This window comes from Guptibacillus algicola, from assembly GCF_020171805.1.
GTDB lineage: Bacteria > Bacillota > Bacilli > Bacillales > Guptibacillaceae > Guptibacillus > Guptibacillus algicola.
The window spans coordinates 86509-111797 of the sequence record NZ_JAIVAF010000006.1 but is presented as its reverse complement, the minus strand read 5'-3'; the positions used below and the strand labels follow the sequence as shown (position 1 = coordinate 111797).

At 39.7% G+C, this 25289-nt stretch carries 29 protein-coding genes; 19 read left to right on the top strand and 10 right to left on the bottom strand.

Features of this window, described 5'->3' with window-relative positions; genetic code table 11:
• Positions 1 to 3: 3 nt before the first annotated feature.
• Complete coding sequence (locus LCM09_RS17680) at positions 4 to 1173, top strand: dihydrolipoamide acetyltransferase family protein (protein ID WP_224884647.1); 1170 nt, start codon at positions 4 to 6, stop codon at positions 1171 to 1173.
• Positions 1173 to 2588 (top strand): dihydrolipoyl dehydrogenase family protein, encoded by a 1416-nt coding sequence (locus LCM09_RS17675; RefSeq protein ID WP_224884645.1) that lies wholly within the window; start codon positions 1173 to 1175, stop codon positions 2586 to 2588. Before LCM09_RS17680 ends, LCM09_RS17675 begins: the two co-directional genes overlap by 1 nt.
• Before the next feature lie 20 nt (positions 2589 to 2608).
• Here LCM09_RS17675 and LCM09_RS17670 read toward each other — a convergent pair whose 3' ends face one another.
• Positions 2609 to 3178, bottom strand: coding sequence for a helix-turn-helix domain-containing protein (locus LCM09_RS17670; protein ID WP_224884643.1), 570 nt, complete (start codon positions 3176 to 3178; stop codon positions 2609 to 2611).
• Between the two features lie 98 nt (positions 3179 to 3276).
• Between LCM09_RS17670 and LCM09_RS17665 the strand changes: the two genes are divergently transcribed.
• The 4 genes from LCM09_RS17665 to LCM09_RS17650 all read left to right on the top strand — a co-directional run bounded on the left by LCM09_RS17665 (position 3277) and on the right by LCM09_RS17650 (position 6195).
• A complete protein-coding gene (locus LCM09_RS17665; protein ID WP_224884641.1) occupies positions 3277 to 3987 on the top strand; it encodes an AzlC family ABC transporter permease in 711 nt (236 codons plus the stop codon).
• Positions 3980 to 4288 (top strand): AzlD domain-containing protein, encoded by a 309-nt coding sequence (locus LCM09_RS17660; protein ID WP_224884640.1) that lies wholly within the window; start codon positions 3980 to 3982, stop codon positions 4286 to 4288. The genes LCM09_RS17665 and LCM09_RS17660 overlap by 8 nt, the downstream gene beginning before the upstream one ends.
• Positions 4289 to 4471: 183 nt before the next feature.
• Positions 4472 to 4723, top strand: a complete 252-nt coding sequence (locus LCM09_RS17655) for a hypothetical protein (protein WP_224884639.1) — start codon at positions 4472 to 4474, stop codon at positions 4721 to 4723.
• A gap of 200 nt (positions 4724 to 4923) precedes the next feature.
• Entirely contained in the window at positions 4924 to 6195 is a 1272-nt protein-coding gene (locus LCM09_RS17650; protein WP_224884637.1) for a M48 family metallopeptidase, read from the top strand.
• Here the strand turns inward: LCM09_RS17650 and LCM09_RS17645 are convergent.
• Complete coding sequence (locus LCM09_RS17645) at positions 6155 to 6514, bottom strand: hypothetical protein (RefSeq protein WP_224884634.1); 360 nt, start codon at positions 6512 to 6514, stop codon at positions 6155 to 6157. The two genes, LCM09_RS17650 and LCM09_RS17645, sit on opposite strands and share 41 nt — an antisense overlap.
• Before the next feature lie 268 nt (positions 6515 to 6782).
• Between LCM09_RS17645 and LCM09_RS17640 the strand changes: the two genes are divergently transcribed.
• Complete coding sequence (locus LCM09_RS17640; protein WP_224884632.1) at positions 6783 to 7169, top strand: YueI family protein; 387 nt, start codon at positions 6783 to 6785, stop codon at positions 7167 to 7169.
• A 25-nt stretch (positions 7170 to 7194) separates the two neighbouring features.
• Positions 7195 to 7710 (top strand): redoxin domain-containing protein, encoded by a 516-nt coding sequence (locus LCM09_RS17635; RefSeq protein ID WP_224884630.1) that lies wholly within the window; start codon positions 7195 to 7197, stop codon positions 7708 to 7710.
• Positions 7711 to 7744: 34 nt separating this feature from the next.
• Here the strand turns inward: LCM09_RS17635 and LCM09_RS17630 are convergent, their stop codons facing one another.
• Positions 7745 to 9085 carry a DUF2254 domain-containing protein gene (locus LCM09_RS17630; protein ID WP_224884628.1) on the bottom strand — a complete coding sequence of 447 codons (1341 nt, stop codon included), beginning with the start codon at positions 9083 to 9085 and terminating at the stop codon, positions 7745 to 7747.
• A 129-nt stretch (positions 9086 to 9214) separates the two neighbouring features.
• Here LCM09_RS17630 and LCM09_RS17625 point away from each other — a divergent pair, with 129 nt between their 5' ends.
• Complete coding sequence (locus tag LCM09_RS17625) at positions 9215 to 9382, top strand: hypothetical protein (RefSeq protein ID WP_224884626.1); 168 nt, start codon at positions 9215 to 9217, stop codon at positions 9380 to 9382.
• Between the two features lie 241 nt (positions 9383 to 9623).
• Here the strand turns inward: LCM09_RS17625 and LCM09_RS17615 are convergent, their stop codons facing one another.
• Positions 9624 to 10178, bottom strand: coding sequence for a histidine phosphatase family protein (locus tag LCM09_RS17615; protein WP_224884622.1), 555 nt, complete (start codon positions 10176 to 10178; stop codon positions 9624 to 9626).
• Between the two features lie 205 nt (positions 10179 to 10383).
• Here LCM09_RS17615 and LCM09_RS17610 point away from each other — a divergent pair, with 205 nt between their 5' ends.
• A complete protein-coding gene (locus LCM09_RS17610) occupies positions 10384 to 10956 on the top strand; it encodes a GNAT family N-acetyltransferase (protein ID WP_224884620.1) in 573 nt (190 codons plus the stop codon).
• Here LCM09_RS17610 and cls read toward each other — a convergent pair.
• Together cls and LCM09_RS17600 are read right to left on the bottom strand one after the other, a co-directional pair.
• Complete coding sequence (cls, locus tag LCM09_RS17605) at positions 10931 to 12433, bottom strand: cardiolipin synthase (protein WP_224884618.1); 1503 nt, start codon at positions 12431 to 12433, stop codon at positions 10931 to 10933. The genes LCM09_RS17610 and cls overlap by 26 nt on opposite strands.
• Before the next feature lie 52 nt (positions 12434 to 12485).
• Complete coding sequence (locus LCM09_RS17600) at positions 12486 to 12881, bottom strand: DUF948 domain-containing protein (protein WP_224884850.1); 396 nt, start codon at positions 12879 to 12881, stop codon at positions 12486 to 12488.
• Between the two features lie 161 nt (positions 12882 to 13042).
• Here LCM09_RS17600 and LCM09_RS17595 point away from each other — a divergent pair, with 161 nt between their 5' ends.
• The 3 genes from LCM09_RS17595 to LCM09_RS17585 all read left to right on the top strand — a co-directional run bounded on the left by LCM09_RS17595 (position 13043) and on the right by LCM09_RS17585 (position 14882).
• Positions 13043 to 13741, top strand: coding sequence for an AIM24 family protein (locus tag LCM09_RS17595; RefSeq protein WP_224884616.1), 699 nt, complete (start codon positions 13043 to 13045; stop codon positions 13739 to 13741).
• A gap of 147 nt (positions 13742 to 13888) precedes the next feature.
• On the top strand, positions 13889 to 14329 hold the full coding sequence (locus LCM09_RS17590) for a macro domain-containing protein (RefSeq protein WP_224884614.1): 441 nt from the start codon (positions 13889 to 13891) through the stop codon (positions 14327 to 14329).
• 172 nt (positions 14330 to 14501) lie between these two features.
• A complete protein-coding gene (locus LCM09_RS17585) occupies positions 14502 to 14882 on the top strand; it encodes a KGG domain-containing protein (RefSeq protein ID WP_224884612.1) in 381 nt (126 codons plus the stop codon).
• A gap of 102 nt (positions 14883 to 14984) precedes the next feature.
• On the opposite strand, the gene LCM09_RS17580 is transcribed toward LCM09_RS17585, so the two are convergent.
• The 3 genes from LCM09_RS17580 to ymzB all read right to left on the bottom strand — a co-directional run bounded on the left by LCM09_RS17580 (position 14985) and on the right by ymzB (position 16298).
• The gene (locus tag LCM09_RS17580) at positions 14985 to 15182 is read right to left on the bottom strand and encodes a DUF2188 domain-containing protein (protein ID WP_224884611.1); all 198 of its coding nucleotides are present in this window, start codon (positions 15180 to 15182) and stop codon (positions 14985 to 14987) included.
• Between the two features lie 312 nt (positions 15183 to 15494).
• Positions 15495 to 15857, bottom strand: coding sequence for a DUF4870 domain-containing protein (locus LCM09_RS17575; protein ID WP_224884609.1), 363 nt, complete (start codon positions 15855 to 15857; stop codon positions 15495 to 15497).
• A gap of 93 nt (positions 15858 to 15950) precedes the next feature.
• Complete coding sequence (gene ymzB, locus LCM09_RS17570) at positions 15951 to 16298, bottom strand: protein YmzB (protein WP_224884607.1); 348 nt, start codon at positions 16296 to 16298, stop codon at positions 15951 to 15953.
• A 116-nt stretch (positions 16299 to 16414) separates the two neighbouring features.
• Here ymzB and mnmH point away from each other — a divergent pair, with 116 nt between their 5' ends.
• Positions 16415 to 17476 carry a tRNA 2-selenouridine(34) synthase MnmH gene (gene mnmH / locus LCM09_RS17565; protein ID WP_224884605.1) on the top strand — a complete coding sequence of 354 codons (1062 nt, stop codon included), beginning with the start codon at positions 16415 to 16417 and terminating at the stop codon, positions 17474 to 17476.
• Here the strand turns inward: mnmH and LCM09_RS17560 are convergent.
• Positions 17439 to 17903 (bottom strand): hypothetical protein, encoded by a 465-nt coding sequence (locus LCM09_RS17560; RefSeq protein ID WP_224884603.1) that lies wholly within the window; start codon positions 17901 to 17903, stop codon positions 17439 to 17441. The genes mnmH and LCM09_RS17560 overlap by 38 nt on opposite strands.
• A 342-nt stretch (positions 17904 to 18245) precedes the next feature.
• Here LCM09_RS17560 and LCM09_RS17555 point away from each other — a divergent pair, with 342 nt between their 5' ends.
• From LCM09_RS17555 to LCM09_RS17535, 5 genes are all read left to right on the top strand, one after another.
• Positions 18246 to 20372, top strand: coding sequence for an ATP-dependent Clp protease ATP-binding subunit (locus tag LCM09_RS17555; RefSeq protein ID WP_224884601.1), 2127 nt, complete (start codon positions 18246 to 18248; stop codon positions 20370 to 20372).
• 261 nt (positions 20373 to 20633) lie between these two features.
• Positions 20634 to 21902 (top strand): ATP-grasp domain-containing protein, encoded by a 1269-nt coding sequence (locus tag LCM09_RS17550; RefSeq protein ID WP_224884599.1) that lies wholly within the window; start codon positions 20634 to 20636, stop codon positions 21900 to 21902.
• Positions 21903 to 21932: 30 nt separating this feature from the next.
• On the top strand, positions 21933 to 23903 hold the full coding sequence (locus LCM09_RS17545; protein ID WP_224884597.1) for a hypothetical protein: 1971 nt from the start codon (positions 21933 to 21935) through the stop codon (positions 23901 to 23903).
• Positions 23904 to 24042: 139 nt separating this feature from the next.
• Positions 24043 to 25035, top strand: a complete 993-nt coding sequence (locus LCM09_RS17540; protein WP_224884595.1) for a zinc-binding dehydrogenase — start codon at positions 24043 to 24045, stop codon at positions 25033 to 25035.
• A 54-nt stretch (positions 25036 to 25089) separates the two neighbouring features.
• A complete protein-coding gene (locus LCM09_RS17535) occupies positions 25090 to 25260 on the top strand; it encodes a hypothetical protein (protein WP_224884593.1) in 171 nt (56 codons plus the stop codon).
• Positions 25261 to 25289: the final 29 nt, after the last annotated feature.

Below are 25289 nucleotides of genomic sequence, written 5' to 3'. Positions count from 1 at the left end.
ATAATGGAAGTGAAACTTCATGATATCGGCGAGGGAATGTCTGAGGGAGAAGTCGTTCAGCTCCTCGTCACTCCTGGAGATGTTGTAACCGTAGATCAACCGTTGCTAGAAGTTCAAACAGACAAAGTGACGGCTGAGCTTCCCGCACCTATAGCTGGAAAAATTGAAAATATCCTTGTTTCACCTGGTGATGTAATCGAAGTAGGAAGTATTATGTTAACGATTACGCCAACAGAGCAGGTTCAGCAAGAACCAACAGAACAAAAAGGTCGAAAACACCAACACCATAGGATTTTAGCTGCTCCTTTTACTAGGAAGATTGCGAGAGAAAATGGCGTAGATATTGAAAAGGTGACTGGAACTGGTCCAGCGGGACGCGTGATGGATGAAGATGTTATCAATCATATGAAGACTAGTGTTAAGAAACCAGAACCTATACACCAGAAGAAAGTAGAGAGGAAGGAGGAGTCACCTCAACTGCCTTCTAATACGATTCCATTCAGGGGAAGACGTAAACAGATTGCGGCGAAGATGTCGAAGTCCAGACTCACGATTCCTCACGTCTCACACTTTGATGAAGTCGATGTTTCCAATGTCCTTGAAATAAAAGCTCTTTTGGAGCAACGAGGAACTTCTATTTCAGTTGCGGCGTTTTATATTAAAGCGGTTTGTACTGCTCTTAAAGAATTTCCCGTTTTCAACTCCGAGCTCGACGAAGAAGAAGGTGTCATTCATTTAAAACCTTCGATTAATATAGGACTTGCAGCTGATACGGAGGAAGGGTTAATCGTTCCAGTTATTCACGAGTGTGATCAGCTTTCTGTAAAAGAGATTCATAAAGAAATGAAACGACTATATGAAGCAGCTAGTACGAATCAGCTTCTTCCGAAAGAAATGTCTGGAAGTACCTTTACGATTAGTAACGCAGGACCTCTTGGAAGTACTGGGGCAACGCCGATCATCAATTATCCAGAAGCCGCACTGATGGCTTTTCATAAGACTAAGAGAATGCCAGTCGTTGGTGAAGGTGATGAAATCGTTATTCGTTCCATTATGAATCTATCGATGACATTTGATCACAGAATCGCGGATGGTGCTCTTTCGATGCGATTTACGAATCGCGTGATGGAATTAATCGAGCAGCCTGCACTGCTGTTAACGGAGTTGAAATAATGGTAGTAGGAGAATTAGTTTACGAAAAGGATCTAGTGATTATAGGGGCAGGACCTGGTGGTTACCAAGCTGCCATCAGAGCGGCGAAGCACGGACGTGATGTAACATTGATCGATCGCTCTCGTCCTGGTGGAGAATGTCTACATAGCGGCTGTATTCCTTCAAAGTTACTCGCAGTTTCTGCGGGGAAGTTGAATGAGTCTGCTCCTGGACTAACGATATCTGCTTCATTTTCGATGAAGCAATGGAACGATGAAAAAAGAAGCGTGATCACAAATTTGGAAAAAGGTCTTTATTCATTATTTAAAAAGAACAAAATTGAACTTATTCAAGGAAATGCTTCTTTCTTATCTGAGGAGCGAATCGGTGTCGAGCAAGGTGAGAAATTTGAAGTGTGGTCTTTTAACCATGCGATCATAGCAACAGGAAGCAGTGCGAACGCCCCTTCTTTTTATGAAGAACACAGCGAGTTTGTCCGTTCTGTTGAGGAGCTCTACAGCGTTGAAGGTGTTCCAGAGACACTGCTGTTATATGGGGCTGACTATATGACAGCAGAAGTAGCGAGCAGTTTCCGAGCAATTGGATCGTCTGTACATGTGATTACAGATGAAGAGTCATTTCTCCCAGATCTCGATGAAACGATTGCGAAAGAGGTAAGAAGGCAATTTAAGAAACAAGGCATTCGCGTTTCTACTGGATTAACCGATATTAAATTGGTAGAGGAAGGTAGTTCAATAAAGGTGACGGCGCAAGATGCCAAAGGTGAAGGTTTGCAGGTGTTTGGGGACTTGTTGGGCTATTCAGCCGGCAGGGTGCGTAACCTTGAAGCGCTTGGTTTAGAAAATGCGAGAGTGAAGGTGACAGAGGATAATTTTATCGATATAAGCGAATCTTGTCAGTCTTCAAATCATAGCATTTATGCATGTGGCGATATTACGGATGGCCCTTCTCTAGCTGTTAAAGCGATCAAACAAGGAAAGGTAGCTGCGGACAACTGTTGTGGATTCTCATCAGTGAGCGAACTGAACTTTTTACCTATTGTCATCCACACCTTACCCCCTGTTGCATCAGTCGGTTTGACGGAAAAGGAAGCAGATGTTGCGGGGTACCATGTATCGACAGGGGTCTCACATATGAGAGCGAATGGTTTTGCTACGTTACATGCTCAACCAGATGGTCTTGTTAAAGTAGTGAGAGATGAGGAAACACACCTTTTATTAGGCTTCCATGCAATTGGAAAAGGGGCAATTGAACTTATTGAAAAAGGAACGCTGGCACTTGAAATGGTAGCGCGAGATGAGGATTTTATTTATCCATATGCACCTCATCCTGGCTTTGGTGAAGCATGGATCGAAGCGACAGAACTATCGCTAGAAGCTTCTAAAACTGAATTCAATAAACAAAAACAACGCTGACGGTTTAGCGTTGTTTTTGTTTATCTATGGCGCGGAGGATAATGGATGATCATCATCGCTTTACAAGGTGATTGTGAGTGATTCAAGTAGCTATGTGGGTAATTGGCTGTGAAGCGTAAACTCTCACCCTTCTTAATTGTGTATGAGATGTCATTTACCACTAGCTCCATTTCACCTTCTTCAACGAACAAATACTCTTCAACGCCTTCAGGGTGAGGGTTAGAGTGATAGTTGCAATCGAGGTCTAATGTAATCGAAAAACTCTCAAAAGATTTTCCTGGTTCCATTGGAAAGAGTGGGACGACTTTCATTTTTCCTGTTTCCTCAAAAAGTGGTTCGATTTCATCTCTGTTCACCTTTTTTATTACAGGTTGTTCGTCATCTATAAATGCAGTAAAGGATACTCCAAGCCCGTTAGCAATTTTCCAAAGAGTGTTCACTGTTGGATTCGAAGCGCCTCTTTCAATTTGAGCGAGCATTGGTTTACTGACGGAACACCTAGAGGAGAGTTGATCAAGACTTAGCTCATTCTCAAGACGTAGCTTCTTTAGTTTCTCACCGATTTGCTTTGTTAATGAATGGTCTTTCATACGTATCTCCTATTCTAAGCTTTCTATTGAAGGTTTGTTTAATATAACATACAATAAGTATAATATATTAAACAACAATTGCCAATGGGAGTGATGGTATGCAGGCAATCACAAATATTACTAGAAGTGAGTCAGGCTTTGCGAGTGGACTTAGAGCGGGGATGAGCATAGCGATAGGGTATATGCCTGTAGCGCTTACTTTTGGCTTATTAGCAAGGACTACTGGACTTACAGTCTTTGAAGCAATATTGATGAGCATGGTCGTTTTTGCTGGTGCGGCACAATACATAACGCTTAGCTTACTTGCGATAGGTACAGGAGCATTCGAGATTATCTTTACTATTTTCATTGTTAATATTCGTCATTTATTGATGAGTGCTTCCATTAACGAAAGAGTAACAGAAGATACCGTGTGGAAAAAGGCTCTTTATGCATTTGGTATCACTGATGAAACGTTTACTGTTGCTGCAACAAAGACTGGTAGTCTTACAACAAGTTATATGTTTGGAATTTGTTTGATTTCATATGCCAGCTGGGTTGTCTTTACGGGAGCTGGATATATGGTAGGAGCTTCCCTTCCAAGTGTGATTCAACAAGGAATGAGCGTTGCTTTGTATGCCATGTTTGTTGGCCTTCTTGTTCCTTCATCAAAGAAGAGTAAGAAAGTCGTGGTTCTAGCGGGAGTAGCAGCGATTTTTAACAGCTTGTTTTCTTACTTTCACATGTCTACTGGCTGGTCCATTGTTTTCGCTACGTTGCTATCATCGATTTTAGTAGAGGTCGTAATAGGGAGGAAAGAGAATGTCTAGTACAATGCTACTGATCATTATTGGTATGGCAGTCGTAACGTATATACCAAGAATGATTCCACTCGTTTTCTTTAACTCAGACAACATTCATCCGAAACTTCAAAACATCTTAAAGAATGTGCCGTTCGCAATATTGGGTGCGCTGATCTTCCCTGGAATCCTAACGATCCATGAAGATATTAAGTTTGGTCTTATCGGAGCGATCGTTGCATTCGTAACAGCTTACTTAGGGGCAAATTTAATTGTTGTGGTGATGACTTCAGTGGGCGCGCTTAGCGTATATGCTTACTTTTTCTTGTGAAACAGACAATTTTACAAAAAGATTAAATTAACGAAATAATCAAAAATATATATACTTTTAACGTTTCAGTTTCTTCTAAGCGGGAATTTGTGATAACAGGAAGGGATTCCCAACTAATAAGGAGGGTTTCCGGAGCCTTGTTCTCGCAGTCTAGAGAAATAATCTGCTAAAGGAGCTGGAAACATGTTAAAACCAACTGAAATTGAAGAAAAATCAACATGCAGAATGTGCGACAATGATTATACGTGGTTTATTCCGATCGCAAAGGAAAATTATCAAGCACAAGATAGGGTTGAAGCAACAGCGATTACTACAAAAAGTAGCCAGGCTCCAGTTGTGGAACTTCATGTGATCGCAAAATGTCCACACTGTGGGATTATGAATCGTTTTGACCACAACTACGATCGTTCAAATGTTTATGTAGAGAGCAAATAGAACTAGATAGGAAGAAACCGGTGGTGGCCCCGCCGGTTTTCTTTTTTATGGTAGAAAATGCTTGCACCTGTAATAATATTGGAGAAAGTTCTTACACTAATGATGAAATGTAATTACATAACCCTCATAAAGAGACAGGTTCTAATTGTGAAATTTGCTCGTACAAATAATATAGAGAAAGTATCGGGAGGAGAAATAGTATGAAGAAACGAGTAACCTGGTGGTTTATTCTTGGCTTCTCCGCGTACGCCCTTTTAATGGGGTTTTATTTGTTTTATTGGGCTGATTTTGGTGTGCCTGACGCTTATAAGGGGACGGCGGCAGATCCTGCTACATTTATGTCGGAAAGACAGCTTGAGTTGTCGGAAGAATATTCACGATACAGAAGTTTTCTATCATTCATTTCGATTCCGTATGAATGGGGAATTTATCTTCTTGTATTAGGATTTGGGTTATCGAAAATGTTTCAATCATTCGGAAAAGGATTATCTAAAAAAGGGTTTGTAGTCATACCTGTATATATCGTTCTTCTTTCTGCATTTACATGGATCGTTACATTCCCTCTAAAGTTTTGGAGCAGATCACTATCTGTGAAGTATGGAATCAATACACAGACTTTTTCCGATTGGATGAAGGATGAGATGATCTCTTTTTGGATCGACATCGGTCTAACTTCCCTTGTAATTGGGGTCTTATATTTATTGATGAAGCGTTATGAAAAAAGATGGTGGCTTGCTGCTTGGGGATTGATGGTACCATATCTTGCTTTTATGATGTATATCCAACCTGTTGTCATCGATCCACTCTATAATGACTTCACGTCCCTGTCAGATAAAGAGCTTGAAGAGCAAATACTCGATATGGCGAATGAAGCAAACATCCCTGCAGATAGAGTGTTCGAAGTGAACATGTCTGAGAAAACAAATGCAATGAATGCTTATGTTACTGGTATAGGATCAAATTTAAGAATCGTGTTATGGGATACTACAACAAACAAGCTGCAAGATGATGAAGTGCTTTTCATAATGGCTCATGAAATGGGTCACTATGTGATGAATCACTTATATGGGAATTTAGCGGGTGCTCTGATTATGAGCTTGTTCGGATTGTATATCGCTTATCGTCTTTTTGGGAAGGTGGTAGAAAAGTGGGGAGATTCATGGGGAGCATCGTCTGTTTCCGATATCACGACCCTTCCTGCACTTTTGCTTCTCTTTTCACTCATGTCCTTTATTGCAAGTCCAGTCGAGCTTGCTATTTCAAGGAATGCTGAAATAGATGCTGATAAATATGCGATCGAAATGACTGACGATGTCGATGCTGCTGTAGGTTCATTTCAGAAACTAACAATAAACAGTTTAAACGAAGTGAATCCTCCATTCTTGGTGAAGTATTTAAAATATGGTCATCCAACGATGATGGAACGATTGATTATGCTAAATGAATATGAGAACGGAACGTCTTCTGACTAGTAAGAAGGCGTTTCTTAATCTGTCGAGGAACTCTCTTTAGCTTTTTTTTTACCTTTAACATTTTATAAGAGGGGATTTCCGCTCCAGGATGCTCGCTTTCCGCGGGGCGGGCGGTGAGCCTCCTCGTCGCCAAAAAACGCTCCTGTGGGGCCTCACCTGTCCCGCACATCCCGCAGGAGTCGAGCATCCTTCCGCTCCAATCAACATTGATATGTAGTTTTGAAAACAAGACAAAAGCAAATTTGATTACTTCTAGAAAAATAAAGTAGAGAATGATTTCATCATAATCAGTCGGAAAGTTTGCTTTGATTGATTGCAACCTAGTAGGAGTGACTACCGCTTGACTCCCGTGGAAAACGGGCGTTCGAGACTCGGAGTGGACTGCTTTTTGTCCGCTATGAGGCTCGGGCGTTCGTCCACAGGAGTCTTGCGGTATTCAAACTCCTACGGAATAGGGAACACATTAATAAGATTCCCTACAAACTAGGAGACGCCTTCTAAGTAACTCAGAAGGCGTTTCTATTTACTAGCATTAAACCATTACAATGTGAGACACTAGCTTTAATCATCAAGAAGAGGTGTATGAATTGGACAAAGAGATCAAACAAGCATTAGACGCAGGCATTCATGGTACGCCAGAGTTAAAGCCTGCAGAAAAAGCACTGTATTTAACAACATTTCGGGAGCGTGTTTATGTTGCTCTCACGAAAAGGCAAGTTGCACAGAAAGAAGTTTATTCAGCAGTTAAGAACTTTATGAAGCAGTCCGACGATCTTGTTCTTCTTTTAAACGGAGATCTGTCATATTCGATGTTATCGAAATATATCAAAGAAGCATCTAAGGCGTCTGCGTCATTTACAATCATTAACGATAAAGAAACGGATACGCCATTAGGGCTAGTATTAGCCTCGAAAGAGACTGCAGTAAATCGTGAAGACATTTTTGTGCGTGATGAATATTTTTCTATAGATTAGCAGGAAGGCGAAGGAGCGAAGCTAGATGCTTAAACGAATCGTGTTTCTCATCATTGTCATCGCACTTGGATGGGGGATTTATAGTACAGTGATTGCAGAACCGAGTGTTGGTACAGAAGTTGGCGATCGTGCACCTGATTTTACACTCTCCACGCTTGAAGGAGAAGAGCAGGTGAGTTTATCTGATTATGAAGGAAAGCCCGTATTCATTAATTTCTGGGCAACATGGTGTCCTCCATGTAAAGAAGAAATGCCGGATATTCAAGCATTTGCCGATACATATAGTGAAGAAGTAGAGGTTTTATCGGTGAATTTTACTAAATTTGAACCACGTAAAGAAGAAGTACCTGCATTTGTTAAAGAAAATAACTTGAGATTCCCTATCTTGATGGATACCGATGGAAAGGTAGGAGAAGACCTGTACAAAGTTCTTTCTATGCCCACTTCATATATGATTGATAGCCAAGGGGTTATCGTGGAAAAAAGGGTGGGTCCTTTGACGCTTGAGGAAATGGAAGAGTGGTTGCAATCTGCATCATAAAAAAACGGCCGATATCGGTCGTTTTTTTATGGGTTTATACAGGTTTTTTAAGAGGAGTGTACGCTTCTTCGAATCCTGTTGCTTTCGCTACTTTTTCTAACTTCTCATTAATAAATCGAAAATCCAGCTCATCGAGAACGTTTGGATCGAATCCGCGTATAACAAATTGACCGAATTCCCAAATCGTCTCATGGATGTCATGCTTGTTTCCATCGGCTGCTAATTCGAGTGAGTGGAGGATCGAGCCGAGAACGGATACATCTTCACGAGCATAATGCCTGATCTGATAGAAGCTTTTATACAAATAGGTGCTGTAGGTGACAGGCTTCGTTATGAGACGAAGATTCTTTTTTTCATCGTGATACAGTGGATGAGGGATATGCTTCTGACCTAACCTTGATAAAACTCTTCCCAAACGATTAATGCAGTTAATAGCAGTGTTAGGGTCATTTATACCTGGAGAAATTGCTCGTAGCGCTATCTCTACAAGCTTTTGAATTCCATATTCAATATCTTGATCAGTTGTTCTTTCCGTTCCAAGAGATAAGGTAGCTAATATCTTTTCCTCTTCGGGATGCTCTTTCGTCGACCAATAGGAAAAGACAACGGTACCTTCATCAACGAATTCACCAATATCACGTTCTAGCTTAATGATGAAGTCATCCTTTATAGCAATCTTTAATAAATCGTTGATCGCTACATTTTGTAAGTAGCCAGATTTAAGTGATGAAATAGTGCGAGGCTCTTTCATTTTGATTTCATCTAGTTCCCATGAATCCCATGCAGCTGATCCACCATCGTTTGCTTTTTCATAATCTGTATAGGTTCGATCAATTGTTTCCAACGTATTTTTCGAGATATGTTTGATTAAGTTACCGACTAGAATCCAGTTTGCGACATGGTGGATGAAGTATACGAAGTAGGCTACACATACGATTGCATACGTGACTGCTAGCACTGGAGCAAAGTATACAAACCCTTCTACCTCGTTTTGTTCGATCAATAAGAGTAGGATGATAAAATAGATAATCCCACCAACGAAGATACCTAAGACACGTTTTGTGACGCGATCAGTGATAAAGTTCTGGAGCGTTCTTGGAGAGAAATTTGATAAATAGGTAGTAAGCACAACCATGATTGTAGAGAAGGTGATGGTAGTCATCGTTAGCATAGATGACACGAGCGTACTTAAGATTGTTATACTTGTATCATAAGTAGCAAAAAAGAAGTAAGGTAGAATAATGGCTTCCCCGTGTATGATGTGTCTATCAAAAATGAGGGTGAGAATAGCTGCAATAAACGCTCCAGCACCATAGAAGGTAGGTATAAACCAAAAGCTAGATTGAATTTGCCGTAAATTACTGTACTTCATCATATTCACCCCCATACGTCATGTTTAGGATAGTATTTGATCATTGAGTAACAAATCATACATACGGCATGTTACTTTTAATATAAAAGGGGTATGAACGTCTATAACAGATCAATAGGAGGAGATAGCGATATGCTAATTCATAAATCAGGAGTATACCGCAATATACATGAAAAGCGCTATGAATACTGGGTGGTAAAATCAGAAGAGTTAAAAGTAATGGCTTCTTGGATTAGCTGGGATCTCCCTCAGGATGCAATTGATAAATGGATGAATGAAGTAACAGATATCGAATCGTAAATATAAAAAATACCTCCCAATAAAAAAGGAGGTATTGATCATTGCTATTAAGTTTCAACTCCGTTCATTTTCCATGCGTTTCTTCACGTTTGCTTTAGGTTCCCAGCAGTCGAATTGATACGTTGGTTTCGTTTCAAAACCTAGTCGTTTACATCTATAAGTTGTACGAGGGTTTTTCACGACTTCAAAGTGAATGCAGGTTGCGCAACAATGGTATTTGGAATATAGCCCATCTTTCATTTTAATCATCACGAACCATAATGTGATCAATCGACACAAGGGTGTCGTTGTAAAAAACTAATTTATAACAATCGGGGTTAGTTAGAGACTTCCACGTATCAAAACCATGAGATTGTTCAAAATGATTGAGAATCAAAGTGAAAAGGTTCCCATGTGTTGCAACAAGTGCATTCTCATTTGTTACACGAACGACGTCCATTACTGCTTCCACGCCTCTAGAGGCAGCCTCAGCACTAGATTCTCCGCCAGCTAACTTGTAAGAAAAATCCTCAAATGTTTTCTCTAACTCTGTCATCCAGTCATCTATGTGCATTTCTGTGAGCTTTCTTTCTTCTAGGCGATCATCAATCGTAATCTGCTTGTCTAATTTGAGTGCAAGGGGCTCGATCGATTGAAGAGCTCTAGTGAAAGGAGAGCAATAAAGCTTATCGAACGATATGCCTTGAAGAGAGTCCGCTAGCTTGACAGCTTGCTCTCGTCCCTTTGCCGTTAGTGAAGCGTCATGAGCTTGTCCTTCTGCTTCACAGTGACGAATAAGATACAGGTTCTTCCCCACTATGATCACTCCTTCATCGTAACTTTTAATGAACACTGTCACCCAAATTTTATCATGAGTACCAGACTATTAAAAAAGAAATTCGAAAAATTGAAACTTATTTGGGTTTCGTTCGTCTTATTAATGACCCCCTTATTGATAGATTGGCCCGGAGAGCATGTAAGTTTTTCTCCGGGGATTTTTTTATGGATGGAGTGTGTTGCACTTGAAAGAAGAATTTCCGGAGCTACAAACATCTAGATTGGTTTTAAGAGAGATAAATGAAAAGGATCTACCGACATTATTTGCTATCTTTTCTAATGAACAGACAATGAAGTACTATGGCAGTGATATCATTCAAAACATGGAAGAAGCAGAAGGGATCTTAATGAGCTTTCGAAAAGGATTTGAGAACAAACAAGCGTTAAGATGGGGGATTTCAAGGAAGGATACGAATGAAATGATAGGAACGTGTGGATTCCATAATTGGTCGAAGCGAGTTGGTAGGATTGAGGTAGGGTACGACTTAATAGAAGAAGCAGAAGGTCGAGGGTATATGTCTGAAGCGCTATCAGCTATTATCGCTTATGGCTTCGAAGAAATGCAGCTGAATCGAATAGGTGCATTGGTTCATCAAGAAAACTCAGCCTCCCGAAATCTAGTACGTAAACTTGGTTTTCAGGAGGAAGGAATTCTTAGAGATTATACGTTTGCTGGAGGGAAACATATTGACCTCATCATGCATTCTCTCTTAACGAAAGATTGGACAAAAGTTAGAGAACTGGAGAAAAAAGTCTAGCAAAGGATTCTTTCGTACGATGTAGCAAGCCTCTTTCTTGATATCTGTGCTTGTCGACTTTTACTGAGTCTTCTATATCATTTCGATAAGCATGAACCAGATCAGAAATTGTACTAGCTTGGAATAAGAAAACATTGACTTCGAAATTCAAATGCATGGACCTCATGTCCATATTTGCCGTTCCAATCGTAGCCATATCATCATCTACGATCATTATTTTTTGATGAAGGAATCCTCTTTGATACATGTAGATTTCAACTCCATACTCCAGTAGTTGTGAAAAGTATGACCGAGTTGCATATTGAGTAAGGAATCCGTCGCTCACTTCAGGAACGATTAGCTTTACTTCAACACCTCTCATCGCTGCGATGGAAAGGGCTGATCTGAGTGCCTTATTCGGTACGAAATAAGGTGTAGCGATCCATACTCGCTCCTTGGCTGTTGTGATCAAATTAAAGTAAAGGTCTGTCATTGCACTTCTCTTTGTATCTGGACCGCTTGGGACGACCTGGGTTCCACCATCACCATCTACTTCATATGCTTCTAGGTACTTCTCTGATAATAAGCTTTCTCCTGACATGTACTCCCAATCCATTAGAAATACCCCATGCACTGCAGAGATGATCTCACCTTTTACAAGCAGGTGTGTATCACGCCAGTATTTCATACCATTATAATCGCCAGCGTACTCATCTCCGATATTGAGACCACCAACGAAAGCAGTACGTCCATCTATCACTATGATTTTTCTATGGTTCCGAAAGTTAACGGTCTGGTTGAAGAACCCATACTTAAGGGGGAGAAACTGCTGTACACTTGCACCTGCAGCTCGTAGAGCATTCTTTGAAGCCCTAGAGAGATTGTGGCTTCCGATTGAATCATATAGAACTCGGACTTCAACGCCTTCCTTCGCTTTATCAACGAGAAGTTGGATAATTGATTTTCCTAGCTCATCAGATCGAAAGGTATAGTATTCCAAATGAATATACGTTTTTGCTTTCTTGATCTCATCTTTAATAGCAGAGAATGTGTCACTGCCGTTAAGGAGAAGCTTGGTTTGTGAACGCATACTGATCGGACTAGATACCATGGTTGCGATAAGGTTTGAAAAATTTTGGTTCCGTTCTGATAAATCGTGCCAACGTTCTGAGGCAGAGAAATTCACATGCTTCTGAAAAAACTCGAGCCCATTCGTGCGCTTCTCTTTAAACAGGTGTCCCTGGACTTCTAACTGGCCTGAGAAGAGGAAGAACACATACCCAATGATCGGAAAGAAAATCAGCACGTACATCCATAATAGCGTCTTATAGGGCGACCGTTGTTCCAACATGAGAACAAAAAGAATAGAAAACAAAATTGCGAAATACACTGTTCCCGCTATCCACTTCCATAAGGCGGGGACAGAGGTGAATAATATAAGATAAGTGCTTGCTGTCATGAGAATAAAGAATATGATTTGTCGTATTTGTTTCATCATTAGCCCACCTAATTTAAAGTAGTACAGAACAAAAAAAGTAAGGGCTACGCCCTTACTCCGCTTTAGATTTTCTCTTTACGCGGTAGCGGCCCCACAGATCGATCAGTCTATCGCCAAATTCGGTGATCCTTTCGTCAGTTGTCTCTTTTTGTGGGTTTGGTGTGTTCTTAATTGACGTAAAAAGGTTCTTGAAAGGTTCAGGAGTTTCTTTTGCTTCTCCAATCACACCTTGAATCGTTTCTTTTTTTGTTTGAATATTTTCAGAAATTTGGTTCGTTGTGTTTGTTAAGTTATTCGTTTCTTCATTGATCCGATCTACTTTTTCTTGAAGTCTTGCAGCAGTGGCAGAAAAATCGTTCAGTGAACTTTTCGTTTCTTTAGAGGTTTTAACTGCTACGACACCGAGATAAACGAGTGAAAGAACAACGATTGTGATGCTAGCATACACGATAATCAAGATTATACCTCCAGTCTTAGTCTTATAAGAGTTAATGTACCCTCAGCAGGATTTTTCAAAACAACCCTTTTATACACAGTGTAAACCAACTATGTGAGAAGTAATAGGTATTGTTGTAAAATGGTGGTAATAAAGAGAAGGGAGAATGAATTATGAATCGATATTCCATGGATGAATTTATCAAATCTACAGAACAACAGGATAAAGGTGAAGGTTTCTTTGAACTTGAGACGGAAAGAGTGCTAGAAGTAAATTTGAATGGGAAGGTATGGGCAAAGGCAGGGGCTATGATCACGTATAATGGTCAGATCAAATTTGAACGAGAAGGGATTTTAGAACACGGCCTCGGAAAAATGTTCAAAAAAGCATTCACAGGTGAAGGTGCTTCACTTATGAAAGCAGATGGCAGAGGAAAACTATACTTAGCGGATGCTGGTAAGAAAATATCTATTATCCATCTAGGTGAAGGAGAATCGATCAGTGTAAACGGGAATGATCTTCTTTCATTTGAAGAAGGAATTGATTGGGACATACAAATGATGAAACGTATTACTGGTATGATGGCTGGTGGCTTATTTAATGTGACATGTAAAGGGCCTGGTATGATTGCAATTACAAGTCATTATGAACCACTTACGATACGTGTAACGCCGGAGAAGCCTGTTATTACTGACCCAAATGCAACTGTGGCATGGTCTGGTAATTTACAACCAGATTTTCAAACGGATGTATCATTGAAATCCTTTTTTGGAAGAGGAAGCGGAGAGTCTGTTCAAATGAAATTTGAAGGATCAGGGTTTGTAGTAGTTCAACCATTTGAAGAAGTCTATATGCAGAACAGCCAGGGGTAGGTAGAAAAAAGATTTAGGACGAGTGAAATCCTGTTAAAATAGCGAATCCTATCATAATATGCAGATTGAAGGAAAATATTCCTATTGAAATTATCTGATTTTTCATTATAATCATACAAAAGGGTTCTCTAAAAGGAGAGTGCATGTATGATTCAATTAGAAAAAGGCAACCTTCTTAAAAGTGATTGTACTGTTATTGCGCACCAATGTGACTGCTTTAATGCATTAGATGTCGGGATTGCAAAATCAGTAAAAGAAACGTACCCTGAAGCAGCCAAAGCTGATGAGAACTTTCCATTCCCTCCAAAGAAGAAACTTGGTAAGTGTTCATTTGCTTTAAGTAAAGATAACAAGAGGATTATTGCTAATCTCTATGGTCAATATAAGCCAGCTGGTCTTCAAACGAATTACCCAGCCTGGTTGAAATCTTTTGAACATATGATTAAAGAATTGAAGCCGTTTGAGGAAAAAGGTTTTAAAATAAAGATCGGTTGTGGAATAGATAAGGACGATTTGATCAACGTGAAGAAATCATTAGAAAAGCTTTCGAAGAAATATGAACGACCGATCCATGTTTACTACTCTTAACACAAAAGCCCCCGTTATGGGGGCTTTTTTATATGAAAATAGATAGAGTGAGCTTGGTAAGATTGGCTTAAATTTGTAAAATAACCCCATTATTTGGTTTTGAAAATGGCTACCGTGGAATACCAAAACTGTAGCAATAATAGAACAAAACTTTTAAAGGAGGAAGAAAAGAATGGCTAATAACAATGAGAAAATGAGCAGAGAAGAAGCTGGTCGAAAAGGCGGAAAGAAGACAGCGAGAGAGCACAACAAAGATTTTTATCAGGATATTGGTCAAAAAGGTGGAGAGAAAACTGCTAACGAACATGATAAGGAATTCTATCAGGAAATAGGCGAAAAAGGTGGAAATAAAACAGCGCGTGAACATGATAAAGAATTCTACGAAGATATAGGTGAGAAAGGCGGAAATAAAACAGCTCGCGAACACGATAAAGAATTTTATCAAGAGATCGGTGAAAAGGGCGGAGAACAAACATCTAAGAACCATGACAAAGAGTTTTATAAAGAGATTGGTAAAAAAGGTGGAAACAACAGCGGAAATAGCAATAGCTAAGGGGGAAGAGCGGATGATGATCCGCTCTTTTTATTTTAGAATGGTTCTAGTTAAACAAAAGAACAACCCCTCCATTTGTTATGAAAGGGTTGTTAGCGCTCTTTAATACTTTCGCTCTTCTTCAACTTCATGCTTATCATCAAGGATAAGTACTTTACTTGGTGTATCTTCTTTTGCTAATTCCTCAGCTTTCTCAACTGCATCAGAACGCATTTTATATAGATCTGTAGGTGCAATATCTTCCACCTTTACATACCAGCCTGTTACGTCTTTGTTTGGTGCTACTGTGAATTCTTTCATGATTATGTTCCTCCTTTAGTTGGTGTATATGTACTTCTTTCCCAACTAATAGGAAGCTAAAACCTGAGCATAAATAGTGAGAACAAATAAAAAACCAGCGTATCGCTGGTTTACTGAGGTCTCGTTGTGATATAGAAACCGATAATGAAAGCGATAGGTACAGCCCACACCATAAATGCAAGCGCCCATACTGTCAAACGGTTCCATTCTTTTCCTTTTGTAGCCAAGGCACACCCTCCACATTCTAAGTTTACTTCCATTATAACATGGACATACCTAAATTATGTGGAATGGCCCGAAATTTGTGGAATATTAGGAGATCATCCTGAAGGTCAATGGATATCGATAGTCCTCACCCTGGTTGGCTTTTACTGAAGCGATTATGATAAAGACAAGTTGAATGATGAAAATAACAGGAAGAAGGATGAATCCGATCAGGATCAAAGTGAGTAGCCCAGCGATTATGCCGTAGACCGTCATACAAATTTGGAAGTTTAATGCTTCTTTAGCTTGCTCGTTGATAAAAGGATGAACATCCTTTTTTATAGACCAAATGATTAACGGGGCGATAATGTTCCCAAATGGTATCAAATAGCCTGAAAGTGCTGACAGATGTGCAAACATGGCCCAGGAGCGAGTTTCTTCATCGGGTAATTGTATATCATTTTGCTCCATGAAATACCTCCTTCATAACAGTCTATATACAAGATATTAAGAAGGAGTTTTAGTTATTCTAAAATTAAAGCAAAAAGGAACCATTGGTCCCTTTTAGTTAGAATTATATGTGATAGTATAGTTTGCTCTTTCTGTTGTGATAGTTAGTCCGTCTTCTACTTGGTTAATGTTCATTAAACCTTCTAATTGAATGTCAAAGCTTGAGTGAGGAAGGGGGACAGTATCTTCTTCAGAAATAATTTTACCTTCTCCTTGAAGTTGGAGAAGTGTTGAATCAGTATAATGATCGATTTGTTCACCGTTTTGGAGAAACGTGATGCCTTCTAAAAGCATGATCGTTTTATCAACGTCTTCGTTCTCTATTTTCTCAATGATTAGATGTCCTCCCACCCAATTCTTAAAGGTATCTTGTATACGGGTAATCATTTCGGTAGTTTCCATTTTTTTCACCTCATTATAAAGTTCCCCTATTTCAATGTGCATAAACAAGCGTTTAATACGATTAGAAAACGGATGATATAATAAATCCAATCATGAGATAAAAAGGATGAGTCGTTATGAAAACTATCTCGATCAATGAATTATTCGATAGAGAAATCCCCATTATAGATGTGCGGACGCCAGCGGAGTACGAACAATTTCATATCCCAGGTGCTGTTAATATGCCTATCTTCTCTAATGAAGAGAGGGAAATCGTAGGGACTACATATAAAAAAGAAGGAACAGAGGCAGCGAAGGAGCTAGGGATTTCGCTTGTGTCTCCATCTCTCCCAGAATTTTATAAGCTTGCAAAAACGATATCACAAGGGAAGGAGTTCGTCATTTACTGCTGGAGAGGCGGTATGCGAAGCAAAAGTCTTGCAGTTATTTTTGAAATGATGGGTTTGCCTTGCCGTCAATTAGTAGGTGGAATTCGTTCGTATCGCCAAACAATTATCGAACAACTTGAAAAGTATGCTAAGCGAGAGGTGGAGTTTGTTGTATTAGAAGGTTTAACTGGAACTTCTAAGACTGAGATCTTACATCATCTAAAAGAAAATGGCTATCCTGTTATTGATTTAGAAGGGTTAGCAGCACATAGAGGCTCTGTTTTTGGAAGGGTGGGTTTACCCGAGAGAAGTCAAAAGGAATTTGAAGCGAAGTTATACGATAGACTGAATGAAATAGGCGAAACCGATTATTATGTAATTGAGTCTGAAAGCAAACGACTCGGGAACATCATTGTTCCGAACTTTATTTTAGAGGGCAAACAAAAAGGGACGCGCATCCATGTTCACGCCCCGCTTTCTTATCGAATTCAAACGATATTAAATACGTATCATCCTGAGCAGAATGCACAGAAAATAGTAAAAGGCATCCACAAAATCGAGAAACGACTGTCAGAAGAAGATCGTCAGCATATTTACCGCGCGCTTGAGGAAGAGAATTACGGTACAGTCGTTGAAAAGCTTCTGCTGGATTATTATGATCCCCGATATACGTATAAGGCAACTGAAAATATAGGAGAGGTCATCAATGTTCATTATCAGTCTCTAGTTGAAGGATGCCACCTTGTCCAGGATGAAGTTGATCGTCTGGTACCTAAGCTTCGATCAGAAGGCGAGAAAGTTTCGCTTTAATTGTTTTTTTCTGCTCTTTACCAGGTTCGTTGTTATATTGTTCAATCAAGTCATCGATTCGTTTGAAGTAAAGGTGACTGATCCAAGCAACGTAGTTTTTGTAAATAGGGGAAGTTAAGAATTTAACAAGCATGTTTTCTTCAGGGCCAAAGTAATATGTTTTGTCATCGAAAAAAGTAGAAAAACGACTGAACGATAGTTTTGTATAAGAGTTGTCCAATTCGTAGCGGAATTTATTTAGTACATCTGGAATCAGACGAATGGTGAAAACATCATCGTTATCAAACATTTCCTTAGGAGTAGGTAGGATAAGATAAGGATAATCACAGTCATCAAGGGCAATAAAGAAATCATTTGGTGATTCATGACAGGTAGGGACGCGCTTGACGGTGGATTCAACGATCAATTGATAGACCGAATCATTCATTGGTATTCCTCCCTTTTTAATCTATCACCATTGTTGCCAAACTAGTAAACTTGTATACCCTTTGTCGAAAAGTAGTTTAATACAATCTATTATCCAACCTTTGAAAAAATTCCTTTATTTCAAATATTACATTTTTTAGCCACGACACAATTTGTTGTGGCTACTCCTATATGGGGTTTTAACAAAGTATGGATTCAATAATAAGCGAAATACTTGAAAGTCAAAGATAGTCAGATTATAATATAATCACAAGGTCAAATATAGTCAAAGTCAAAAAAGTTGATCTTGATAAATTCGATATTCACTTTCATATAAATAAAACATTTATAAGGAGGCCATTTTATGCTTTGTGAAAAATGTAACCAAAATACTGCAACAGTGCAGTTGAATGTTCAAATTAACCACAATAAAAAACGCGTTCACTTGTGCAATTCATGCTATGCAAACGTGATGAATGGTCAGGAAACTCCTTCATCAAAAGGACAATTTGATGATTTCTTTCAACCATTTATGAAACAACCAGATCAAGAATTCTCTCCACATAACGAATCACAAAAACAAACTGGTGGTGGGAATGGTGGTCTGCTAGATGATCTAGGTAAGAACGTAACAGATGCAGCAAAAGCTGGTTTAATCGACCCAGTCATCGGGAGAGACGAAGAAGTAGCGAGAGTTATCGAAACGCTCAACCGACGAAATAAAAACAACCCTGTCTTAATCGGGGAGCCTGGTGTAGGGAAGACGGCCATCGCAGAAGGCCTAGCTCTTCGTATTTCAGAAGGAAACGTACCTTCTAAGCTTCAAAATAAAGAAATTTATCTATTAGACGTCGCATCTCTTGTATCAAATACCGGAATTCGTGGTCAGTTTGAAGAGAGAATGAAACAGCTAATTGCTGAACTACAAGAAAGAAAGAATGTCATCCTATTTATCGATGAAATCCATCTGATTGTTGGAGCAGGTTCAGCAGAAGGGTCGATGGATGCAGGGAACATCTTGAAACCTGCATTAGCCAGAGGCGAGCTTCAATTAATCGGAGCGACAACGTTGAAAGAGTACCGTCAGATTGAGAAAGATGCAGCTCTTGAAAGACGTTTTCAGCCAGTAATGGTAAATGAGCCTACAATTGAAGAAGCAATTAAAATCTTGGAAGGACTTAAGCCAAGGTATGAGGACTATCATGAAGTGAAATTCTCTGAAGAAGCGATTAAAGCATGTGTAACGTTATCTAATCGCTATATTCAGGATCGTTTTCTACCTGATAAAGCAATTGACTTATTAGATGAAGCTGGTTCAAAAATGAATTTAACGATTACTTCTTCAAATCATGATGACCTGCAGAAACGTCTAGAACAACTTGCAGCAGATAAAAAGGAAGCAACAAAGGAAGAAAACTATGAAAAAGCTGCAAAACTTCGTGATGAAGAGCTTAAGCTAGAAAAGAAATTAGAGGAATCCTTGAAAGACAACGATAAGCCGGATGCTCTAGTAAATCTTGAAGATATCCAACAACTTATTGAAAGTAAAACTGGAATACCTGTGAAGAAACTTCAGGAAGATGAGCAAATGAAGATGAAGAACCTTGCCGAGCAGCTTAACGCAAAAGTGATTGGTCAAGAAGATGCCGTTCACAAAGTCGCGAAAGCTATACGAAGAAGTCGAGCAGGACTTAAACGGAAAAACAGGCCGATTGGCTCCTTCTTGTTTGTCGGACCTACTGGTGTTGGTAAAACCGAATTATCTAAGTCACTAGCTGAAGAACTATTTGGAGATAGAGAAGCTATGGTTCGACTCGATATGAGTGAATATATGGAAAAACATTCTGTTTCTAAACTTATTGGTTCACCACCAGGATATGTAGGACATGATGAGGCAGGACAATTAACAGAACGTGTGCGCCGGAAGCCATATAGTATTCTATTGATCGATGAAGTTGAAAAAGCACATCCTGACGTTCAGAATATGTTTCTACAAATTCTAGACGATGGACGCTTAACAGATAGCGGGGGAAGGACTGTAAGCTTCAAAGATACTGTCATCATTATGACAAGTAACGCAGGTAGTTCGGAACGTCGAATAACTGTAGGGTTCGAATCAGCCGATAGCTATACGGATGTTATGGAAAGCCTAAGCTCATATTTCAGACCTGAATTCCTCAATCGCTTCGATTCGATCGTATCTTTCAAATCACTTGAGAAAGAAAGCCTTGTAACGATCGTTGATTTAATGATTGAAGATTTGGAAGAAAGCTTAATTGACCAACAAATTACCCTGCAAGTAACAGAAGACGCAAAATCGAAACTTGCAGAATTAGGATACAACCCTCAGTTTGGTGCTCGACCATTAAGAAGAGTTATAGAGGAGCATGTAGAAGATGGAATTGCTGATTTACTTGTAGATGAAGGAAACGTTACTTCCGTAAAAGTAGACGTAATCGAAGGTGAAATCAGTGTAATAAAAAAATCATAAATAACGATTGTTAGAAGCCGCTCACACTAGAGCGGTTTTCTTTTTTTTGTTAGGAATTAGAAAAATTAGGGAATAGATGAATAGCTAATTTTCTGACATGCCACTAGTCGAATTAACTCGAATAAGAAAGATTACTGACTTCTTTTGTCGTAATTTGGCTAAAAGTCAGAATATTAGTTAAAAAGTCATGTCATATCTGCTACGTTAGAGAGGGAAGGTCAGGAAGATTTCTCTACTATATGAAAAAAGGAGCGAAAACGAATGGAACTGGATCAATTAGAAATGAACCAGACGTTGGAAGAAAGTCAGCCAGAAGGAAAAACAATTCCATATTTAACTGCTTTAATTGGATGGAGTCTTCCGGCGATTGAGGCCTGTGATAAATTAAAACGGCCTTTTGTAGTGGTAGGTCCACCTGATTTTAAAGACTACGCAGAGAAACATAATATCACATTTGTAGGGTGGGAGTTTGATCGTCTAAATGAAGGATCAGACAAGCTTTATAAGCAACTGAAAGTACTAGGTGCTGAAGTTGCCGTTCCTCTATATGAAGAATGCGTAGAATGGGCTGGAGCACTTAATGCCAGATTTCGCCAAGAACCACGTCTCTTTAATCGTTCTCTTTTGTTAAGAGATAAAGGGATGATGAAAAGAAAAGCACAAATTGCTGGAATTAAAGTTGGTGTCTTTGAAGAGGCAAGAGACAAAGACGACGTAAAACGCTTCCTGAAGAGAGTAAATGAGGCACTTCTAAAAGTTGATGGTGATAAATACGATCCTATTCATTGTAAACCCCTCGATAAGGCTGGTTCTGTAGGTCACCGTGCGATTGATAACCCGGCCGACATCGAAGCTCTAACTGAAACGGATTTCCCGTTATTGATGGAAAGTCATCTTGATGGGCAAGAGTTTTCATGTGAAGTCTTTGTTCATAAAGGACAAATTCAATTCCTTAACATCACAGAATATGTGAAATTAGGGTATTCGAACTTTGTTCCACCTTCTCCGTCTCTAGAGTCCAAGCGACCAGTTATTCGACAAGCGATTGAACAACTTATCGAAGCATTTGAAATTGAAAATGGTGTTATACACCCAGAATATTTCATCATGCCAGATGGAACGTTGCACTTTGGAGAAGTAGCTGCACGTGTTCCTGGTGGTCATATTTTTGATTTAATTGAACGCGCTTACGGCTTTAGTGCGTATGAAGCACAAATCCTATGTAGTGATCCTAATACGACAGAAGAAGAGTTAAGAAAGTTCTTCCCATCTGAAGATGAGGCTAATGGATATGCTGGTTGCCTTATGGTACATCCTCACGTCAATTTCATTGAAGAGTTAACGATTCCAGATGAGCTAGAAGAGCACGCTTTCTTCGAAAAGCATGACATGTTCACACCTCCACAAGGAAAAGTAGCGGAGCGAGTTGGATTCGGAAATCATTATGGAACGATCTTCTTCTTTGGAGACGATAGTGCTGAGATGAGACGTTTACTTGAATACTATGAAAAGTACGATTTCTATCTATAGAATATTCTTTATCATAAAGGAGAATTAAGCATGCCATCTGACGTAACAGAAGGAAAGATTGCAAGGTTTTCCCAGTCTTTGACTAAGCTTAACGAAGCGCCCGCATATGCAAAATCAAGGTACCAGACGGACGTGTATCAAGAAGCGAATCGTCTTCTTGAAACAGATGAAGGGCTTGAAATTCTTTTTAAGTATGCAGATAAATTCGATGAAGCTGGAGTCTTCCAAGATGGGCCATGGGAAGATGCATCAAAGCTTCAGCCACCACTAGTTGCAGGCTCCCTTCAAGCAAAGGGGCTTCCATACGTCATCGAAATGATGAGCAATTTACGTATGTTAGCCATTGCTGAAGGTAAGGGCAAAAATTCTAATGTGTCCCAAGAAATGGCTATGGATTTTCTAAATGAAGTCATGGCTCTTAATTTAGATTTATTATTTCCTCAAGCAACAGAAGCTTCACGGATTGAAAAAAAGGAAAATGCTGCTGAAGCTCAGCGGTTGTTTCAGTTCATTTCTCGTTATCTTTCTTCGAGTGCACTCTCTGAAACCCTAATACACGAAATTAAACGATTAACTGCTCAACGCCCTATTATGGTTAAACGTACCGTTTCGATTATAAAAATGGCAAAAGAGATGCTTAAGACACATGAAGATGATAGTCAGAGAGAGGTTCTTCAGCAATTCGTTGCTTCAATCGAAGGACCATCCAATTTGAGCCATTTATACTCACAGCCTAATGAATACCGAAAGCAATTGATGAATCTTTCTGCTGAAGAGCTTCAAAGAGAAAGTGAGATCCTAGGTCGTTCTATGAGACAGACTGGTCTTTGTTCGCCGCATCATAGTGTTCTCGCACGCTTTTTGAGCAGAAAGTCTCCAGAGTTTCTTCCGGCACTCTTACAGTTGAGTGGAAAAGGAAAAGCGAATTTTGAGGAGCATGCAGAACTGGTTCATCAGCTTATAAAGGTGGCTCTTTTCCCTTCGACCTGTCAATCGGTATACGGGCTAGCATTGCTTTTAGAAAGAGGCGTTCTATCTGCTTCACCTGTCATACCAGGGCTAAGAAGACTGATCGAACTTGATATTCGACCAGAAGTTCGAAATGCTCTATTTAAATCGGCTAACGAAGGAGAAGGGCTCACGGCAAACAGCATCCTTCTAGCTGGTGTCATCAGCGTGCTTGGTCAACCGCTTGGAGTCGGTCAGGGCTTAAACCCAACCTGTCAGGCAGCAAGGGGAATTAGCTTATGGGCGCAGCATGCTCCTGGCTATTTATTGGAGATTATCCCTCGAGCAGCACGAGATGGCGAAATCGATATGGTTTTCGAAGGCGTGAGCATTTACTCTAAAGACCTTCAGGGAGGATTGGCTCCTGAACTTCATCCTGAGCTTGATCCGGTGTCCATCGTATTAGTTCCGCATTTGGATCGAATTTATAGTGAAATGATGACTAGAGTAGCTTTAAGAGGTGAAGATGGACATCGTTGGGTGAATCCTGCTTTTTATGGGAATTGGGTACAAAAAGGATTCAGTACAGTAATCGAGCCCATAACTGGGAACATTGCAGATTATCCGGGCTTTGTAAGGTTATTTTATGCAACGCATCATCCTGAATACAATGATGAATATGAATTAATCTATCCAAATCCTGTAGGGATATTTATTACCAACGTTCATGGAAAGATGCTTGGTTTTCATGCTGTGTCGATTCAAAGAGTAGCGAAGTGTCCTAAAGGAAATTACCGCGTTTATTTCTATAATCCAAACAATGACGGCTCTCAGAACTGGGGGCAAGGAATCGTTAGTACAGTTATGGGTAATGGAGAGAACTTTGGTGAAAGCTCACTTCCTTTCGAGGAATTCACATCCCGTCTCTATGCGTTTCATTACAACCCATACGAGCAAGGTGATTCGTACGCGGTTGAAAGAGAAAGTGTTGCAAAAGTAAAAACTCTTGCAAAAGATAGCTGGGGACTGGAATACAAATGGATTAGTGGCTAAACATAAACGCATCAGGATGATTCCTGATGCGTTTATTATATGTGTGATAATGTAGGAACCATAGGTTTATCAACGGTAAAACCTAGGAATAGATAGAGCAGGAGTAATTATACAAATGGTATTAGGAGGGGAATTACATATGGAAGGTTATGTTCACGGTGGAGTACAAGGAAAAGATGGCCTAACATACAAAGAGAATCTGGAAGAACCTCGCCCTGGTAAAGGGGAAGTGCAAATCCAAATAAAAGCTGCAGGTTTAAACCACAGGGACCTATCTGTTCCAAAGAGAAGATCGGATGGTGACCCTGATGTTATTTTAGGTTCAGATGGTGCTGGGGTAGTAAGTGAAGTAGGAGAAGGCGTCCAGTCTGTAAAAGTAGGTGATGAGGTACTTATTAATCCAGGAATCGGTTGGGAAAAGACCTCTGCGGTTCCCCCAGAAGGCTTCCAAATTGTTGGATTCCCTGGAAATGGCACATTTGCTGAAAGCATTGTGCTTCCTGAGGAAAATGCCATTCCAAAACCTTCTTCTATGTCTTATGAGATAGCCGCATCTTACGGTATAGCTGCGTTAACAGCTTATCGCTCATTATTCACTCGAGGTCAATTGAAGAGTGACCAAACGGTTTTCATTCCTGGTATCGGTGGAGGCGTTGCAACGTTTTTGCTTCAGTTTGCCAAAGCTATCGGGGCGAGAGTAATCGTAAGTTCAAGAAGTGAAGAAAAACGGAATAGAGCACTTGAACTTGGAGCAGATGTTGCACTATCCAATGAAGAAGATTGGGGAGAGGCAACTAAGGGCGAGAAGGTTGATCTTGTGATCGAAAGTGTTGGAGCAGCTACAATCAATCGATCTTTAGAAATCTTAACTCGAGGAGGAACACTCGTGATCTTTGGTTCATCTACAGGTGATACTGCTGAAATCAACTTAAGATCTTTCTTTTATGGACAATATAATTTCCTTGGTTCAACGATGGGAAGCAGAGAAGAATTTAGTACCATGCTTGAATTTGTAACGAACCATTCTATTGAGCCGATCATCGACACGACCTACACATTGAATGATATTGAGAAGGCATTTGATTATTTGTCGGAAGCGAAACAATTTGGGAAGGTTGTCATCACCGTATAGAAGGTATGTTTCTAAAAGTTCAGGTCATGATATGTAATGATGGAGGTGGATATCATGACGGAAAATAAGAAAAGGTCAAAACAGGATATCAAGATGAATACTTCATTAAATCCAGATATGGTTTTTGATAGTGTTTCCGGTCATTCACTCAATCAACGGTTTACTTCCGAACAAGGAAATGAGCTTATTTCGAACAAGGAAATACGTCAACAAAAAAATCAATAAGCTAACGTGTAAACCATAATAAGAAGACG